The organism is Butyrivibrio sp. AE3009 (assembly GCF_000420845.1).
In the GTDB taxonomy this organism is placed as follows: Bacteria; Bacillota; Clostridia; order Lachnospirales; family Lachnospiraceae; genus Butyrivibrio.
On record NZ_ATVS01000001.1, the window covers coordinates 1 to 18,746 of the forward strand.

Below are 18,746 nucleotides of genomic sequence, written 5' to 3' on the forward strand. Positions count from 1 at the left end.
CTGCTCCTGTTCCTGTGCCTGCTCCGGCTCCCGTACCTGCTCCTGCTCCTGCTCCTGTACCTGCTCCGGCTCCCGTGCCTGCGCCTGTTCCGGCTCCGGTACCTGCTCCGGTTCCCGTGCCCGCGCCTGTTCCGGCTCCTGTACCTGCTCCGGCTCCTGTACCGGCTCCTGTGCCTGCTCCGGTTCCCGTGCCCGCGCCTGTTCCTGTTCCTGTACCTGCTCCGGTACCTGCTCCGGTTCCTGCTCCTGCTCCTGCTCCTGTACCTGCTCCTGTTCCGGTGCCCGCGCCTGTTCCTGTTCCTGTACCTGCTCCTGTTCCGGCTCCTGTACCTGCTCCGGTACCTGCTCCGGTTCCCGTGCCCGCGCCTGTTCCGGCTCCGGTACCTGCTCCGGTTCCCGTGCCTGCTCCTGTGCCTGTTCCGGCTCCTGTACCTGCTCCGGTTCCCGTGCCCGCGCCTGTTCCGGCTCCTGTACCTGCTCCGGCTCCCGTGCCTGCTCCTGTGCCTGTTCCGGCTCCTGTACCTGCTCCGGTTCCCGTGCCTGCTCCTGTGCCTGTTCCTGCTCCTGCACCGGCTCCGGCTCCGGTTCCTGCTCCTGCACCCGCTCCTGCTCCGGTTCTGCTTCCCTTTCCTGATCCGCTTCCACCTGTTATTCCGGCTTCTTCCTTGGCTTCGTTAAGCGCGCCGGTTATACTGTTTAAACTGTCCTTCGAAGCACCGCTGGCAGCCGCCTTGCTGGCCAAAGCCTCCAGCTGGTCCACAGCTCCGATTCCTGCCAGAGACTCCGCAACTCCCGTAAGATCGGCATCTGCATTGTCAGCAAGCATATCCATTGCTTTATCCAGCAGATTATCTGCCAAAGTTCCCAGGTCTCCGCCCTGATCCTGAATATCCTTGTCTACAGCTGCTATCTTGGCATCTAATGCCTTGGCGCCGGCCAGATCGTTCTTATCAAGGGCGCTGTCTCGTTTTTCTATCAGCTCCTCTTTCTTGTCCTTAAGCTTGTCCACATCGGATTTAAGGCTTTCGTCGGAGGACTTAACATTCGCAGCCTCCTCCTTGAGCCAGGCAATATGTGCCTCCACGGAGGAATGGGCATAGGGGCTGAAATCATCCTTTCTTATTCCGCCTACAATGCCTTCCGTCCAGGTAATTCTCTCATTTATAAAGCTCAGAGCATTGGGGGCCGTTTCCCTTTGCTTGAGGGCATCTATAAGATATTGAAGCATGGATCTGTCGCTCTCAAGTGCTGCCTTCTGATCGTCAAGGGAGCTTTTCTTGGCTCCTTCCGACATAAGCGAAGCATACTCGGAATTAACTCCCGCTGAGGAATTGGTCTGATATCTTGTAGAAGCCAGACCTATCAGTGTATTTTTCAGCAGTGAAAGCTCGCCATCCTTATCATCGACAATATTGTCTCTTATGCTTCTGGCATTCTTTAAAAGAGTGATGGGGCCTCCAATGGTAGCACCACTGGTCTGTTCGATTACCTGATTGCTGTAATCATAGATAACGTGATTAATGACATCATCGGAATCAACCAGTGCTTTGCCCTTATTGGCGGTGTAACTGTCTGAGCAGTTGCTGATTGCTGTCCCTATGGCATCCACCAGATTTGAATCCACGGCAAAGGGAAACTCAGACTCCTCATTTTCATCGTCACTCTTTTCTCGCCTCTTGGCTCTTTCCTTCTCATCCTCCTGAAGAACTGTCCACCAGCCCGGTGAAATTCCGGGTATACCAAGCCTTGCAAACCATGAACTCTGGAAGTCACTTATATTAAAAGTAGACAGATCCTGCCTTAAGGAATCCTCCAGCTTGACAACGTATGAAGGCTGGGAACTTCTATTTGGCTCACTATAGGAATTCTTGAAGCTTCCGTATGGAGTGTAGTAACTGCCTGTCGATAAGGTATACAGTGTTGCCAGAAGGTTATCGTCTATCTCAGACAGCCTCTCGAATACAATGGCACGTCTTGTGGCATCAACCTTCTCCATAAGTTCATATATGATTGCTGCCTCATCATCATTTCCCGCAGCCTTCATTGCTATATAGCTGTCATTAAGCTTGGCGAGCTGCTGATCGCACTTGTCAGTGGCAGCATCCCGTAAATTCAAGGTAAAGAAGGTACTAAGAAGCTGATAATAATATACGTCACTTCTGAGATTCCCTGTTTCCTTGGAATTTCTGTTTTTCAAAAAGTCTGCCTGGGATATATTCTGCTTGGATTCGGAATAGGTATACTGAGTCCAGATAGGTTCAAGCTCTGCCAGCTTGGACAGATCATAAGGGTCGGGTATATCAAAGGGATTGATAGCTGTTCGGGATTTGGCATCCTTCATGATTCCGTCAGATCCCACGTAGTAAGTTACATACAGAGGATTGATGGTCTCTATGTTAACCGGCCGTCCCTGGTTTGAAATTCCCCTTACACCATTCTCGATATCACCTATGTCAAACCACTGTCCGTCAGATAGCTCGGATTTGTAATAAATCTCATTCTGGCTGGACTCCGACGCAGACTTCTGGGCCTTCTCATAGAGCTGATCATTGAGCGCGTCCTTATGAATAATGTAGGTTCCGATAAACAGCACAGAGTTTTCAATAGTGTTCCCGGAGCTATAGGTCTGATAAGTAACTGCAGTGGATTGGTCAAAAATTGCAAGTGAAGTAACCCTCTGTCCGAAGACTGCCACGATCATGGAGCCCACTAAAACAGCTGTCAGTAAAATGGCTATTAACTTTTTTAGCATTCTGCCAAATTTCATGCTTTACTTATTCCTCTCTTCTGACAATTCCATTGGCATCGTCAAGTCTTCCTCTGACAATGAGATTGCCATCTTCTCCGTAGAACTCAACTTTGAGCTCCGACAAGGACTGTGTTAGAACCGAAATGTACTTAAGTGGCTTGTCGATGTCTATCTGTACATCACCGCCAAGGGGCTTGCCGTCCTGCGTAAGTACCTTAAACTTCCTGATTTTCTCGTTTTTCATCTCAAATTTAAGTTCAACGATGCCGGTAGTTTCATTGGCATCCACGGTAAAGGTTCCGAGTTCCGGAATCTCTTCCTTCTTCACAACAAAGCCCTTGGTTATTTCAAGTCGCCCTGACTCTTCCGAAGGATCTATCTTGCAGTCATCCACAAACTTTCCGTTATCAAGAAGTCTTATCTTGGCTTCATCAACTCCGTCTGCGGTGATCATAAGATGTCTGAGTTTCTTATCAACGGGAGTTCTTCCTCCCACCTGAATGTTGTCCACCCAGAGTTCATAATGTGTAATGGATATTTCAAAGTCATCGGGAATCCTTAAGGACAGCTCGAATTCCTGTTCCTGAATAATTGGCCTTAAGGTGTAATAAGCGCCTTCAGACACTTCTTTTTCAACATAGCTCTCGCCCACAACTGCAGTCTGAAGGTCTTCATCCGTGCCCTTCATAAGGGCGCTTATCCCTCCGCAGGTAAGCCTGTCAAAGGAATAAAGTGTTGTGGCATACAGCTTCATGGCATCCAGCATGCTGTTTTGCATCTCTTCGTAGCTGTCAAGCTGAGACTGGTATTCCTCAAAAGTCAGCTGCCCCACCCGGTTCAGGTACTCAGCCTTTTTAAGGTCCTTGGAGGCATTGTCAACATCCTTTACGTATTGCTTGTATGCATTCTTGACGGATACATAGTTGTTATAGGTATCCGTAACAAGCTGATCCAGCTCATCCTTGGCTGCTTTCTTATCATTGCAGGCACTGTTGTAATCAAGGACGTTCTGGTACAGAGCATAGGGATCGTCATCGATGTATCTTGTGCCGTCCATGTTTCCCTTGAACCAGAGTCTGGGAATCTTAATAAATAGAAAGATTCTTTTCTTGCCCCCCCAGTAGCTGTCTATCTTTACCAAAAACTGTTTATATGAAGCTTTAAAAGCCTTTTTGTTAACTGCCTGTCCATTAAGTGCTGCCTGTACATAGCTTGAGATCATGAAATAATCTCCGCCGTATTTATTTCTCATAAGCCCGGCATTTGTATTAAGTTCTGCCCTGGCAGTAACTTCTTCTATACAGGCCTCATAGTAGCCCTCATCTCTATCCTCGGTGTACTTGATAATAGCGGGAAGCTGACTTCGTTCAATATCCGCATCCACAAAGGGCTTCTCAAAATCATAACCGGTGGTGACATCTACCCCTATCATCTTTGAAAGCTTCGTAAGATTTGAGGACAAGGTTGTTCTCTGGGATGAAATCTTGCTGGTAAGGGATTCGATGTTCTTTTCAATCTTTTCAACATCACTTTTGTTGGCCTGTCCCAGCTTTAACTTGGCCTGATTTTTCTTAAGCCCTGTCTGCGCCGTTTCAAGTCTTTTTTCATTGAAGGCGATGTTCTCCTGAAGGGCTACAATATCTACAAAAAGGTTGTTGACCTTTTCCGATACCTCAAAGTTTTTATCCTGAAGATCGTGCTGAGCCACTCTTATGTCATACTGCAGCTGCACCGGCTTGTATTGGAACTCAGAAGCCTGGGCAAAATTCGGTGTCTCGGGAAAGTGAAAGCTAAGAAGTGGTGACCATCTGAACTGCCTCATGCTCTGTTCCTTGATCTTCAGGGATTTAACAGCACTTTCATAGGCAGCCAGCTTGGATTCCACCTTCATCTCCGCATTTTCCACTGAGTCTGAATTTAGAATTGCCATCTTCCTTGCAGTATTAAGAGTCATCTTCTTTTTGGCCGCTTTAGCCTCAACTGCAGGCGAAAAGGATAATGATCCTGCGATCAGGGCTGCTATCAGAACCCTTGCAATATTCACTTTTGATTTTTTACATAGCATCATCATCATTCGCATTGGACAAATAGTAGAACTCAAAATACTCTGATTTTTCTTTGCAAACAAAAGAATATGCGATCTCGCCTCTTAGGAAGGTGTAGATATAAACCGAATAATCTCTGTCAAAGCTGTTGACCTCTGCCACGTCGGAAAAGGTCTGCTCCAGATCCATTTTTACGGGACCCTGAAAAATATTTTTCTTCTTGCCAAGGAGATTGATGGCAACAGCTTCCGGAAGTACCACCTCGGAATTGCCCTGATAAATAGGTTCTCCCAACGCATCCTTAAGATCCGATATGCTCTCTATGGATTCGTTTCCTATGTTAAAAAAATTCTGAAGGACATATACGGAATCAACCTTGACCTCATCATCCAGGGCATCCTCATCTGCGACTCCCCTGTAGAGAGCATTGATCTCATCCATGACAACTACCGATTCATCGGAAGCTACATACAGGGTGCTGTGGCCCTTGTAGCATTCATTTACTTCTGTTGCATTTTTCCCAAGAAGCTCGCTGTAAACTATGTTGTCAGCCGAGAAGCTACCGCTGTAGATCTCATTTTCACCCACATCGTACAGGGTTCCGGTGCCATTCTTTTTTCCCTGGAAAAAATCTCCATAATATTCTCTGGTCCCGTTTTCTCTGTACAGAGTGCCCTTACCTTCGTAGTAGCAGTCATGAAAATCGCCTATATAATGAAGGCTTCCTGTGGGATAATTCTCTGTTCCGTAGCCCTCGTAGTCATTCTGTTCAAAGGTTCCTATATAGACCGCATTTCCGGCCGGGTTGTAAAGAACTCCCTCGCCGTTGGCATAGCCGTTTTCCACATTTCCGTCATAGGCCAGATATCCGGATTTACCGGTTATTTTCACATGTCCCTTGGCGGTACGCAGTCTTAATGAATTGTATTTGTAGGTCTTAATTCCATCCTGTGAAAAGTTCTTAAAAAGCGTTGTTTCCGAAGATATATACCAGATACTCAGGACTCCTATCATGATAACTGCCGCATAGATGAGCCTTTTTGACAGCATCCATCTTCCGACATTGAAATAGTCTTCCTTGTTCCTCGGCTTGATTCCCAGGAGATTTACAAAGAAATCTCTGATCTTTATTACGATTCTGGTCTTAACATAGGCCCAGCTGGTGTATAGCCTTATCTTCGTAACAAGCCCCGTCAGTTTGGACTTGATACTCTGTATCAGGATGTTTAACAGTTCATTGCCACCCATTTAAACTCTCCCTTTAGTTGTTATGCAGGTACATGTATTCGTCACCGCTTACAACCTCGTTTAGATATCTGTCGCTTTCAAAGACATACCACTTAGCAAGAAGATCGTCGGGTGCTTCCTTAAGGATCTCCGAAAAGCTCGTTCTTGAAAGATAGAAATCCTTTTCATAATACTGGGCAAGTGCATCCTGGAACTTCTTGAGGGTCGCTATCTTCTGCTTCCTGATGGCAGCGGGATAAGCATCCAGTACCTCATAGAGTCTTACCTTTTCTCCATTCCAGCCGCCGGTCATAAATCCTATGAAACGAAGAGGTGATGTGACATTCTCTCTGTTCTTGACCTCCTCTGTGATTACAAGTCCCAGCTTTTTGTTCTTGATAAAGCCTGAAATCTTGGATACCACAGGCTTATTGTCAAAGTAGAGATAGGTTGAAGCCTCATCTTCATTTCCGAGAATTCCGAACTTACAATTGTCATAGAAAAGAACTACGGAAATATCCATATCCCTGTTTCCGCGGAACCTGATGTTATTATTGAGAAGCTGTACAAAGAAGTTCACGCAGCCCTTTTCTTTTTGAAGGAATAACAGAGCCATCTGGGACATGTCGGGAGTTTTGCCGATTATTATACTGTCGTGTTCCTTCTGGTAGTCGCCAATAAAAGCAAGAACTCTGTCAAGCTTGGAAGGATCCGGCTCGCTGAGATATTCACCGAGAGCCATCATTGCTACAGTTCCGTCGGTGACGATATTCTCACCCTTCTCTACTTCGATAATGGACTTCTTGGAAAGTGTTTTTTCAATGTTTTTGGGTGCAAATCTGTAGTAAGCTTCCAGGATTCTGAGCTTACTGTACTGAAGCTCCTCCACCCTCTTGTTTATCTCAAATAAGGAGCTCCACATCTCCTTCAGGTCTCTGCTGATAACCTGCGGTCTGTCATGGATCACACGCCCCAGAGCTGTATCTGCCATAGCCTGCTCCAGCTGTCTTAAATCTCTGGTCTGTATAAATAGGATCAGCATAACAAGAGCGCTTCCAAGGGCAAAAAACAGAGCAAATAGCAAAAGTGCGCCTCTGTTGTCAACCCATACATTGGAATCCTGAGTGCTGTCATTGATGATAGCAACCATAGCGTAATTGCTGCCTCCGACACCTTCGGAAATGGCTACGGCTCTGTAACTCTGTCCCTCCAGGATGATATCCTCCGCAGCATATTTGCTTCCTCTGTATATTGCATAATCAAGGTTGATGACGTTGTCTCCGTATACGCTGGTCAGGGTCTGAAGGTTTCTTCCGCTGGCGCTGGCAACAACCATATTGTCGGACAGTCTTGTTATCAGCACATCGTAAAAAATCTCGTTGTTTCCCTCTGTCCTTATAAAACTGCTGATATGCTTTTTAAGGTTCTTATAAAACTCTGAGTTATAGAAATTCGGAACAAAGAAATTGGCTGTTTCATTGAGTCCTGCAGAATCAGACAAACTTATAAGTGATATGACAGCAAATCTTGAGTGCTCAGCCTGCCTTGCCTCCTGCCATTGCCTGTTCACAGTTACTATTCCGATTCCGGTGATAAGAGCCAGCACGGTTTCTATTACAACTGCCAGATAAAAAATCCTGTTTCTGTCGGTCAGAAGCTTGATAATAAGAATCAGAAGCACCAACCATATAAGAAGCAGTGCTATATACCAGATAACAGCTGTCCTGTACAGAGACAGAAGCTGCCCCATCGTCAGTCTCATGGTGGAGACTGCATGCTCAATATTTGAGTCAACAGCAAAGATACCCGTAGGTACGTCCTTATCAGTTCTTGTGTAGAGCTGACCGTACTCATACTGAGCCTGCACATAGAAGTTCTCATCGGGACATTTTTTGCTGCGAACACTGTCAACCTTGATGGACTCACCGGTCAGCTGATCCTCTGGCCTAAGGACCGATGGATTGATGCTGTATACCCTCACATAGGATCCATCTTCCCTTATCATTGATACGAACAAACCATTCTGTTCGGCAGAAAAACCCGATAATATTTCGTCCTGAGCTATCAAAAATCTGTCGGTGAGGCTCTGTACCCTGAACTTTCTGTCAAGACATACAATCCTGTAGATCGTACCTGTTTCAACGGTATTGTCCTGCTCGTTTTCCTTTTGGTAATAACTCTCAAGAACAAGGTAGATGTTTTCTCCCTTTACGGAAATGGCAGATATCCTGTCCTCTCCCACGGTTCTTGAGGAAAAGATTCTCGCCACATCCCCTTTCTGGGACATATCAAACAATAGTCCCTGGTCGATCATGTTCTGAGAATAGTAGATGTGATCATCAACAAAGGCGCTGTCGGAAAAAATGGTATAATCCATATCCACGCTCCTGTTCTCTACAACGGAGGTAAATATGAATATGGATGCGGTTATGCTTAGAATAAATAAGATTATTATCAGTCTGTTTCTGAGTCTCATCCGATTCCTTCCAATCCTTCACGTCTTTGATCAATGAACATAATGATCAATAAACTCCTTCTGCTTTATTGAAGGAGACTTTCGGTTCCGATTCGTTTAAAGGTGTTAAACAATAGTCTTATCCAGGAATTTCCTCCAAGGAAAAGTCTGGAAAGGAAAATGCTGAGTGCGATAATTGCCAGGATAATGCTGATCCAGAAAAGTATTCCGATAATGGTGTCGGAATTTCTTTTTACCCACAGCTTTATCAAAAACCAGGGCGTGATCTTCTTTTTGGTCACTGCAGCAATGGTTATATCTCTGTATAAATCCGTGAATCTGTCATAGCTGGAATTTGCAATCTTTTTTTCCAAAAGATAGTAGCTTGTGGCCTTCTGTCCCGCCTTGGGGCTAAGAAGTGTCAAAAGTATGGAAGCGCACTCCGAAGTGCAGTCCCTTTCGCCTATGCTCTCATCCAGTAGTGACAGGTCCATTTCATAACTCAGATAAACGGATCTGTCGGCGGCCAGGTTTATCTGTCCGCCTTTGATAAGCAAATATAAAATTGGATACGGGAGATCAGATGTGATACATGCGAGGATAGTATTTATGCATATCTCCTCACACTGTGCCAAAGAAAGTGATTTCCCCTCATAAAAATCCAGTAACGGTCTTTCCCGGTGATACGGAAAAATAAGTGCATGTCCGTCCCCCACTGAGAAGTCTTCTATCAGAGCTCCCTCTCCCTTTCTTGAGGAGAGTTTGAACAGCTCCAAGATCTTCCGCACGATATCGTGCTGATGGACAACAATTACCGTATAAAGTGTTCCCCCGGAAGAAGATAAATCCCTGCATATATAGCAGTCATTCACTTCTCCCACACTTTTAGTTGTCACCGGCAGAAGCCGCATTGTTCCTGATTCATAAATCATCAGAAAGCCCCCATCAGAGTTTGAGATCCGGTATTTTAACTATAGGTTCTTTTTCCTGCTCGGCTATGCTGCCTGCATCTTCTTCTGTAGCTGTTGATTTGACGATGGCATAGGCGTAGGTACATACCATGGGCATATCCGAACAATATATTCTGATTTCATATACGCCCTCCTTGGCAGGAGCCGTATATACACCGTCCACGGAGACTTCTCCGCTTCCGGGAGCTGTAAGCTCATAAGTAATGCTGACGGGATCCATGTTGTTGAACTGTACGCCAAAGTAATAATTCTCTCTGGGTCTCATTACAACAGTAGGCGTCTTGGCTGTAATGGTCTTTCCGTAATAGTCCTCAGCATCAAGCTCTTTGCCGTTAGGGAACTTGATGGCCACCCACCTGTAGGTGAGAACCAAGAAGTCCACATCGTGAAGGAGTCTTGCTGCTACAACAAAGCTTCCCTTGTCATTAAGAACTCTGACTGCCGTCTCAGCGTCAACAAGCTGCTGCGCCTGTCTGCTGAAGAGTTCAGGATTTCCGTATACAGTGCTCTTAGCACTGGCTCCCAGGGTCTGATCCTGAGAAAGATATTCATAACCGATGGAAACAAATACATTTCCATTTCCAAGTCCATGGGTTATTTCGCCTGAATATCTTATATCTCCTGCCTTGGCATCTCTTCCGAGAGGTATCTCCAGCACGCCGGTAGCGACATTTTTAAGTTCACTGGCGGCAGGAGCAGCAAGAGGTATCTGATATGATGCCGGGATATCTGCAGATCTCTTTTCTGCGATATCCACATCCTTTACAAAGAATTCCATGTACCTGTTTCTTATGGCATTCTGGGCAGGAACATCAATGTACTGATTGGTAACAGGCTCTCTTATGGCCTCTATAACATAGGCGCTGTCGGTTCTAAGAAGATCAACCTCCGCCAGTTTGATATTATCTCTGGTCATGGCCTGTCTCATTTCAAGACTCAGTCTTCCCAGTTCTCTTCCTATAAGTGCCTGGGGTGTCTCTTCCGAAAGCCTTATCTTCATGGCGAAGCTGTTCTCAACACTGATTGCCTTATCATTTTCAAAGGCTGAAGCACTGCCGCTTCGCAGGATTATGTTTGTCTCAATTCCCGTGTGTTTCTGGGCTGTCATCCAGAATTCTTTGGTGAAAACAGTTCCTTGCGCCAGATCAACTTCATCCACTGAGATGTCTATCTGCTCAGTTCCTTCAGGAGATGTAAATGAAGGGATATCAAGTATTCCCTTATAGGATACTTTCACCTCCTGATCAGACAGCTTCTTTATCTTCAGAAGTGCTCTCACATTTTTACCCTTGCAGGCAATTGTGGGAATCACTATACTTCCTTCGTAGTTTGAAGTTCTGAACAGGGTCTCCGACTGCAGAAATTCGGTTTCAAATTCTATACCCTCGTTATAATCTTCTTTATCAACAAGGAACAGCTCAAAGCCCTCACTTATACGGTTGTACTCATACTCCTGATCGGACTCCTTATGGCTTACCGCATATACCGAATGAATATCCTTCTCCTTGTAGCGCACACAAAGGCAGGCTGTATCGGTATGGAGCTGCTCAAATCCTTCTATAGCCGACAGCTTCTTAACCAAAGAAGAATCAATTATTATCTCTCTTCCGGTTCCGTCTATAACGACACCGCTCTCCACAAGGATAGACAAGTCATCAAGATTGACAACGTTACAGCCGCAGATAATACCGGCCCCATACATAAGGCTGCTCATAAAGCGCTGCTTATTCATGTGGTAGCTCTGTTCTGCCTGGAAGTCTGCAGTTGTTAACATTTTTCCGGGATAATAACGATTTCGCTCGAAAGGATATAGCTGACTATTAGCCATGAAGATAGTCCCCCCCAATCAATTATTGTGAGAAATTAATCCGTTACAGTATGTCTTTGCAGACATATTTACGTAGTGAAAATCAATATGCGTACAGATGCACAAGCATACTTATATTATAAACCAAATATTGTAACAAATGTGCAGCAATACTCTGTTTATTGATAATTTAATTTCAGTTTATCAAATTTTTATAAATGTTTTCAAACCCGCTCAGGAACTGGGATTAATCGTTTAAACGTTCTTGTATTGACGGCTTAGTTTACAAAAATTTTATAAATATATCCAACCGGCAAATGAATTTGTATGCAAGCATCCATTCGCTTGCCAGTCTTGTGCAACAAAAAAACACATCCAAAATGGATGTGTTAGCTGAAATGATCAGTGCCGGCAGTGGGACTTGAACCCACACGTGGTTACCCACAACAGATTTTGAGTCTGCATCGTCTGCCATTCCGACATGCCGGCTGAATATGAAATTAAGAAAGGCTGTATCAACATACAGCCTATTCAGTTTATCACAGCGCCACTGTATATTCAAGTAAAAAATGGAAGTAATTGCCCTATTTATGCATTCTTGTACAAAAAATAGGCCAGCATATGAATCGTCTGCTTAAAGTCTCCGACATAAATCCTTTTAACAAGTTCTTCCTCGTCTATAAGCTCCACATTTAAAAACTCTGTATCATCAAGCTCCTGCCCGGTGACCTTGTGGCAGTTCTCGGCAGCATAAATATGGACATTGCTGTTAGACAGGGTTGCATTGGAGGGAGCTGTCATCAGATGCTTCCAGTTATCGGAAACGTATCCTGTCTCCTCCTTGAGTTCTCTTCTTGCTGTTTCAAATGCATCATCTTCTGTAGCAATGATGTTGTCAAAAGTAATATAAGGAACATCACTCTTATCCTTATACTCTATCGCACCTGCAGGAAACTCAGTGGTAACCTCATCGATACCATGCCTGTACTGGCGCACACAGATAAATCTTCCCTGTTCATCCCTGGCCACGATTATTGAAAAGCTGTGTTTGGAAAAATTGTAGACAGGTCCTATGATTTCTCCATTGGGAAGCTCATAATCACAGGCTCTGAAATCTATCCATTCATCCTGGGCAAGATGCTGTGCGTTCTGAAGCTTCCATGTCAGATCCTTATTATCCAAAATACTGTTCCGTCCTTTTACTTTTTGATTCCCAAAATATCCTTAATAACTTCGGATGCGATCACCAGGCCTGCCACTGAAGGAACAAAGGATACACTTCCGGGAGGAAGCTTTTTTCTTCCTGTGGAACCTGACTGTTCATAGTCTGCAGGCGTTTCTTCTTTCTCACTGTCAAAGGAATAATCGGGCTTAAGAGCCTTTTCCCCGGAATAGACAACCTTTAGCTTTCTTACTCCTCTTTTCTTCAGTTCCCTTCGCATTACCTTGGCAAGGGGATCCATCTCGGTCTTGTAGATATCCGTAACTTCTATCTGGGTGGGATCAAGCTTGTTGCCTGTACCCATGGAACTAAGAACCGGAATTCCGGCCTCAGTGCATTTAACGATGATATCAATCTTGGCAGTGACAGTATCAATTGCGTCTATTACATAATCATAGGCTGCAAAATCGAATTGATCAGCAGTCTCCGGAAGGTAAAAGCATTTGAAAACATTCACTTCGCACTCCGGATTGATATCCTTAATCCTATTCCTGCAGACATCCACTTTGTCCATGCCTACAGTGCTGTGAAGGGCAATGATCTGCCTGTTTAAGTTAGAGAGGCAGACTGAATCGTTGTCCACAATATCAATATTTCCCACTCCTGCTCTGGCCAGGCCTTCGACAACAAATCCGCCGACTCCGCCCACGCCAAAAACAAGCACCTTGGAGTCCGAGAGCTTATTTATTCCCTCTTCACCAAGGAGCATTGCCGTTCTTGAAAACTGTTCATTCATAAAAGAACCCTCTCAAGGTCATTATTATAAAAAATCTCTCTGTCATTGAAATTACAGCCTGTGACCTCAAGATTCATTCCCTTGGCACCCATAACCCTTCTGCCGCTCAGAATAAGGTGCACCTTTTTATCCTCAGTCATATATTCCTCGGACACTTCATCCGCGGAATTGCTTTTTTCCAAGACAGTCTTAAAATCCCCCAAAAAAGCAGGAATTATAACTGTCCCTATTCCCTGGCCATACTTAGGCCCATATACCCCAATAATCTCGTGAAGAAGAATCCTGCGCAGTTCTTCCATACACTTGCCCTCTCATCTTTTATTGTTGTATTGTTTCAACTATTGCGGGAAGGAGCTGTTTCTTACGGGATACAACTCCCGCAAGTCTGGCACTTCCGCCGCTTACGGTTATTCCAAAGGCACTTCCGAGTGTATGCTCAGCCTTGTTGCCGGCATATACCACTTCAGAAGACTCCTCTATGATATTGGTCAGCATGAAGAAAAGCATATCCAATCCATCATCGGAAGCTACCTTGGAAAGCTCCGGCATTATCTTATCTTTGATCTCAACCAGCTCCTCGGCACTCATGGAATTGATCTGACCGATTCCTATGGTCATATCATCAACGGTAAACTTCTTGAAGTCCTGATGAAGGATTTCCTTGGCAGTCTTGCCACTAAGGTTGGAACCTGCGTGGAACATCTCTTTTGCAAAGGCTTCAAAATCTATCTCGGCTATGGCTGCAAGCTCTTCTCCCGCTTTCTTGTCAATCTTGGTACAGGTGGGAGATCTGAACATCAGCGTATCTGACAGGATAGCTGCCAGTAGCAGACCTGCTGTGGTCTTATCAATCTCTACGCCGTACTCCTTGTACATCAGATAAATAATGGTACAGGTTGATCCCAGAGGCTGATTTCTGAAGAAAACCGGGCCTGCGGTCTCGATGGTACGTAGTCTGTGATGATCGATGATCTCCAATATATCTGCGGAATCAGCTCCGTTAACCGCCTGGTTCTTCTCGTTATGATCCACAAGAATAAGCTGTTTCTTCTTGGCTCCCAGGAAGTTTCTTCGGCTGATCATTCCGATGTAATGATCGTTCTTATCAAGTACCGGGAAGTATCTGTGTCTCATGGATGCCATTACTTCCTGAATATCCTCTATGAAGTCATCCATATGGAAGCTCACCAGCTTATCCTTTTTCATAACATGCCGGATTGGCATACTCTGGTTAATGAGTCTTGCTACAATGAAGGTGTCATGTGGAGTCTTGATGATCTTGGCTCCGTGCTCCTGTGCCTGGATCTGAATGGTCTTGGCAACATTAGCGCCCTCGCAGACTATGATACAGCCGGCATTCATTTCGATAGCACACAGCTGCATGTCATATCTGTTTCCAAGTATGACAACATCGCCTTCTTCAATAACATTCTCCATCATATCAGGGTTAGCTGCCGCAATTACAACCTTACCCTTGGTAAGAACATCATCGATATCTCCCACGATAAGCTCACCGTCAAGGGTCTCAACAATGTTCCTGTAGCATGTTCCTGCTTCTGACAGGATCCTCGGATCGATAACATCCATGTAGGTCTCAACTATATCGTTGGTTGTAACGATACCTGAAAGATGATCTCCTTCCGTAACACACAAGGTCACAACATTGGCATCTCTCATTTTGGCCCAGGCGTTCTTAAGAGACAGATTGGCAGGAGAACCGTCAAGCATACGTATCTCCATATCTCTTACCTGAGTTCTTACGTCCTTGATATAAGCCGGCACCGGTACATCGAAATGAGACAATACAAACTGAGTCTCTTCGTTAAGGTGTCCTGCTCTGGCCGCAATATAATCTCCTCCTGTAATCTCACGCTTAAGCTTGGCGTAGGTAATGGCGGCGCAAATGGAATCCGTGTCGGGATTCTTGTGTCCCATTACCAGTACAGGTCTGTTGTTATCCATTTTATATCCCATTATATTTCCTCGTGAAACGTAAACTACTTTTTATAAACCGTCTTATTTCATATTAACGCATCTGAACGCATTATTTCTACATTTTTTAAAAGATTTCGTAATATCTTAAGCGAACTGGCTGTTATAAAGCTCATAGTAGAAGCCTTTCTTCTCAAGAAGCTGCTCGTGGTTGCCCTGCTCTAAGATATGTCCGTCCTTCATTACCAGGATCACATCGGCCTCTCTTATGGTCGAAAGTCTGTGGGCAACAATGAAGCTGGTCCTTCCCTTCATCATCTTGTTGAAAGCCTTCTGAATCCTGATCTCAGTGCTGGTATCAATTGAAGAAGTTGCCTCATCGAGGATCAGCATAGGAGGAATATTCAGCATTACTCTGGTTATGCACAAAAGCTGCTTCTGTCCCTGTGACAGGTTCCCTCCGTTCTCAGTGATAACAGTATCATATCCTTCCGGAAGCCTTTTTATAAAACTGTGGGCGTGAGAAGCCTTGGCTGCTTCAATAATCTGCTCATCGGTAAAGCCTTCTCTTCCAAGAGTAATATTATCCCTGATAGTCCCGCTTCTAAGCCAGGTCTCCTGAAGCACCATTCCAAAGCTGTCGCGAAGATCCTTTCTCTTAAGGGTTCTGATATCATGGCCGTCAATAGAGATGCTGCCGTTATCTACGTCATAGAATCTCATGAGAAGATTGATAAGTGTAGTCTTACCACTTCCGGTAGGACCAACAATAGCTACTCTCTGGCCCTTTTTCACATTAAGATCAAGATCTCCGATAAGTTCTTTGGACTTATCATAAGAGAACGCCACGTCAGAAAAAGTAACCTCTCCCTCAGGTAAGAAATTCATAGGCGCATTGGCATCATCAGACACCTCAGGTTTCTCCTCGATAATAGCAAATACTCTCTCAGCGCAGGCAAGAGCATTCTGAAGCTCAGTTACCACGCCGGATATCTCATTGAAGGGCTTGGTGTACTGATTGGCGTAGCTAAGGAAAATTGTAAGTCCACCAACAGTCATGCCTCCCGCAATGCAAGCAAAAGCTCCGAACAGTGCGACCGCTGCATATACCAGATTGTTGACGCATCTGGTGCCGGGGTTGGTAAGGGATGAGATAAAGGTGGCCATTATACTGGTCTTCCTGAGTCTCTCATTGACCTCATCAAACACTTCCATGTTCTCATCTTCATGAGCAAAAGCCTTAACAACGGAGAGATTCCCTATCATCTCGTCCACAAATGCGGTCTGATCAGCACGGGACTGGCTCTGTTCTTTGAAAAGCTTAAAGGACTTATCCGCAATAAACTTGGCAATAAACAAAGACAGCGGAGTAAGAACAACTACAACAATAGCGATCCTGTAATTCAGATAGAACATGAATACAAGGGTTCCCACAATAGTCACAATTCCTGTAAACAGCTGTGTAAAGCCCATAAGAAGACCATCCGCAAAAAGGTCAACATCAGAGATTATCCTGCTTACGATATCTCCTGTCTGCTTGGAATCAATGTATTCAAAGGGCAGGATCTGAAGCTTGTCAAAAGCTTCTTTTCTAACATCCCTTACAACCTGGAAAGTTATCTTATTATTTGCCTGGTTCATTATCCACTGACAAACAGCGATAATTGCGATGGCGATCACCATTCTTATCAGTATTGTAGTAATCTTACCAAAGTCAACGGCTCCGGCACCGACAATACAGTCTATTGCGTTACCTGCCAAAATAGGCACATAGAGAGAAAGGAGCGCTGTCACGATAGCAAGAACCATGGACAACAATATAAGCAGGCGGTATTTGCCGGCATATTTCAGTACTTTTTTAAGCGTTCCCTTTTTCATACCGCGCCCTCCTTCTTATACTGTGAATCGTAGATTTCCTTATATAGCTCGCAGCTTGCAAGAAGCTCCTCATGAGTTCCGATACCCGCAGCCTTACCGTTATCAAGAACTATTATCTTATCGCAGTTAAGTACAGAGGAGGTGCGCTGGGAAACAATAAAAGTTGTAGGCGCATTATCCATTTTTGCAATAGCTTCACGAAGATTCTTGTCAGTGAGATAATCAAGAGCCGATGCGCTGTCATCCAGGATCAGGATCTCAGGCTTTCTTACAAGAGCCCTTGCGATGGTAAGGCGCTGCTTCTGTCCGCCGGAGAAGTTCTTTCCTCCCTGCGCCACCATGTAATCAAGCTCTTTGTCCTTGCCCTTTACAATTTCTTCTGCCTGAGCAATTCTAAGTGCCTCATAGATTTCCTCGTCGGTGGCATCATTTTTTCCCCATCTGATATTGTCTCTTATACTGCCATGGAAAAGAACGGCCTTCTGAGGAACAATTCCAATACGCTCCCTAAGGGCCTCAAGACTGTATTCCTTGACATTTTTGCCATCAATAACAACGCTTCCCTTGGAAACGTCATAGAATCTGGGAATCAGATTGATAAAGGTGGACTTACCGCTACCGGTTCCTCCGATAACGCCTATCCTCTCGCCTCTCTTAACTGTAAGGGTGATATTTTCAAGGGAATCCTCACTGTCTCCCTGATATCTCATACTGACATCATTAAATACTACGTGATCCTCGGTGGTATCAAAGCTTCTCTCGCTTCCGTCCACCATTGAAGACTTAAGTTCAAGAAGCTCCTGAACTCTGTTACCGGAGGCAATGGCCTTGGTCACGGTAAGTACAAGATTGGCAAACTTGATAAGCTCAACAAGAATCTGTGACATGTAATTATAGAGCGCCACGATCTGGCCCTGGGTAAGAGCTCCTGAGTTAACATAGATAGCGCCTCTGTAGATAAGATAAACAACCGCAAGATTAAGGATCGCATAGGTAACGGGATTCATAAGAGCCGTCACCCTTCCGACGAATTCCTGCAGATTTAAAAGAGCATTATTTTTGTCCCTGAAATTAGCCTTCTCCTTCTCTTCCATTCCGAAGGCTCTGATAACTCTGACGCCGGTGTGATTCTCTCTTGTGAGGCCAAGAAGCGCATCAAGGCCGCTCTGGATCTTACCGTATCTTGGGATACTCCAGGTCATGATAAATCCAACAACAGCAAAAAGAAGTATGATCGTTACCAGAAAAATCAAAGCCTGACGAACATCAATTGTAAATGCCATGGCCATTGCGCCGAATACCACAAAGGGAGATCTCAGAAGAAGTCTGATAGTAAGGTTGACTCCCTGCTGAACCTGGTTGACGTCACTGGTCATCCTTGTGATCATTGCAGAAGTTCCAACTCTGTCCATATCGGAAAAAGATAGCTTCTGGATATTCTCGAACAGTGCGCTCTTAACCTTGGCAGCAAAGCCTGAAGCTGCTTTCGCCGCAAAATACTGCGCTGTAATGGCACTTACAAATCCAACAAAACAAAGAAGCACCAGAATAAGACACATCCTGATGATATAGGACTTGTCTCCACCGGTGATTCCCTTATCGATGAGAGCCGCTATAACAAGCGGCACCATCAGTTCAAAGGAAGCCTCAAGAAGCTTGAACAGAGGTCCAAGCGTAGCTTCCTTTCTGTAATCTTTTAGATAAACCAATAGCTTTTTCATAAA

12 protein-coding genes and 1 tRNA gene are annotated in these 18,746 nt (G+C 45.0%); all 13 read right to left on the reverse strand.

All coding sequences use genetic code 11. The features are described from left to right. On the reverse strand, positions 1–2,752 hold a 2,752-nt coding region (locus G588_RS22305; protein ID WP_330361389.1), incomplete at its 3' end, for a hypothetical protein. 22 nt (positions 2,753–2,774) lie between these two features. Beyond that, a complete protein-coding gene (locus tag G588_RS0100010) occupies positions 2,775–4,793 on the reverse strand; it encodes a TolC family protein (protein WP_196804912.1) in 2,019 nt (672 codons plus the stop codon). 10 nt (positions 4,794–4,803) lie between these two features. After that, positions 4,804–6,042, reverse strand: a complete 1,239-nt coding sequence (locus G588_RS0100015; RefSeq protein ID WP_022776702.1) for a hypothetical protein — start codon at positions 6,040–6,042, stop codon at positions 4,804–4,806. Between the two features lie 13 nt (positions 6,043–6,055). Beyond that, positions 6,056–8,497 (reverse strand): hypothetical protein, encoded by a 2,442-nt coding sequence (locus G588_RS0100020; RefSeq protein WP_022776703.1) that lies wholly within the window; start codon positions 8,495–8,497, stop codon positions 6,056–6,058. 65 nt (positions 8,498–8,562) lie between these two features. Then, a complete protein-coding gene (locus G588_RS0100025) occupies positions 8,563–9,408 on the reverse strand; it encodes a hypothetical protein (RefSeq protein ID WP_022776704.1) in 846 nt (281 codons plus the stop codon). A gap of 13 nt (positions 9,409–9,421) precedes the next feature. After that, entirely contained in the window at positions 9,422–11,275 is a 1,854-nt protein-coding gene (locus G588_RS0100030) for a hypothetical protein (protein ID WP_022776705.1), read from the reverse strand. Positions 11,276–11,660: 385 nt separating this feature from the next. Then, positions 11,661–11,743 (reverse strand) — tRNA-Leu (locus G588_RS0100035). A gap of 99 nt (positions 11,744–11,842) precedes the next feature. Further along, the gene (locus G588_RS0100040; protein WP_022776706.1) at positions 11,843–12,436 is read right to left on the reverse strand and encodes an NUDIX hydrolase; all 594 of its coding nucleotides are present in this window, start codon (positions 12,434–12,436) and stop codon (positions 11,843–11,845) included. A 17-nt stretch (positions 12,437–12,453) separates the two neighbouring features. Then, a complete protein-coding gene (locus G588_RS0100045) occupies positions 12,454–13,212 on the reverse strand; it encodes a tRNA threonylcarbamoyladenosine dehydratase (protein ID WP_022776707.1) in 759 nt (252 codons plus the stop codon). Beyond that, positions 13,209–13,511, reverse strand: a complete 303-nt coding sequence (locus G588_RS0100050; protein WP_022776708.1) for a hypothetical protein — start codon at positions 13,509–13,511, stop codon at positions 13,209–13,211. Before G588_RS0100050 ends, G588_RS0100045 begins: the two co-directional genes overlap by 4 nt. 19 nt (positions 13,512–13,530) lie before the next feature. Further along, positions 13,531–15,186, reverse strand: a complete 1,656-nt coding sequence (locus tag G588_RS0100055; RefSeq protein WP_022776709.1) for a putative manganese-dependent inorganic diphosphatase — start codon at positions 15,184–15,186, stop codon at positions 13,531–13,533. A gap of 105 nt (positions 15,187–15,291) precedes the next feature. Continuing rightward, positions 15,292–17,022, reverse strand: coding sequence for an ABC transporter ATP-binding protein (locus G588_RS0100060; RefSeq protein ID WP_022776710.1), 1,731 nt, complete (start codon positions 17,020–17,022; stop codon positions 15,292–15,294). Continuing rightward, entirely contained in the window at positions 17,019–18,743 is a 1,725-nt protein-coding gene (locus G588_RS0100065; protein ID WP_022776711.1) for an ABC transporter ATP-binding protein, read from the reverse strand. Before G588_RS0100065 ends, G588_RS0100060 begins: the two co-directional genes overlap by 4 nt. Positions 18,744–18,746: the final 3 nt, after the last annotated feature.

Coding starts and splice junctions, on each gene's coding strand:
- G588_RS0100065 (WP_022776711.1), bottom strand. CDS start 18,743: ATGAAAAAGCTATTGGTTTATCTAAAAGATTACAGAAAGGAAGCTACG.
- G588_RS0100055 (WP_022776709.1), bottom strand. CDS start 15,186: ATGGGATATAAAATGGATAACAACAGACCTGTACTGGTAATGGGACAC.
- G588_RS0100045 (WP_022776707.1), bottom strand. CDS start 13,212: ATGAATGAACAGTTTTCAAGAACGGCAATGCTCCTTGGTGAAGAGGGA.
- G588_RS0100050 (WP_022776708.1), bottom strand. CDS start 13,511: ATGGAAGAACTGCGCAGGATTCTTCTTCACGAGATTATTGGGGTATAT.
- G588_RS0100030 (WP_022776705.1), bottom strand. CDS start 11,275: ATGGCTAATAGTCAGCTATATCCTTTCGAGCGAAATCGTTATTATCCC.
- G588_RS0100015 (WP_022776702.1), bottom strand. CDS start 6,042: ATGGGTGGCAATGAACTGTTAAACATCCTGATACAGAGTATCAAGTCC.
- G588_RS0100020 (WP_022776703.1), bottom strand. CDS start 8,497: ATGAGACTCAGAAACAGACTGATAATAATCTTATTTATTCTAAGCATA.
- G588_RS0100025 (WP_022776704.1), bottom strand. CDS start 9,408: ATGATTTATGAATCAGGAACAATGCGGCTTCTGCCGGTGACAACTAAA.
- G588_RS0100060 (WP_022776710.1), bottom strand. CDS start 17,022: ATGAAAAAGGGAACGCTTAAAAAAGTACTGAAATATGCCGGCAAATAC.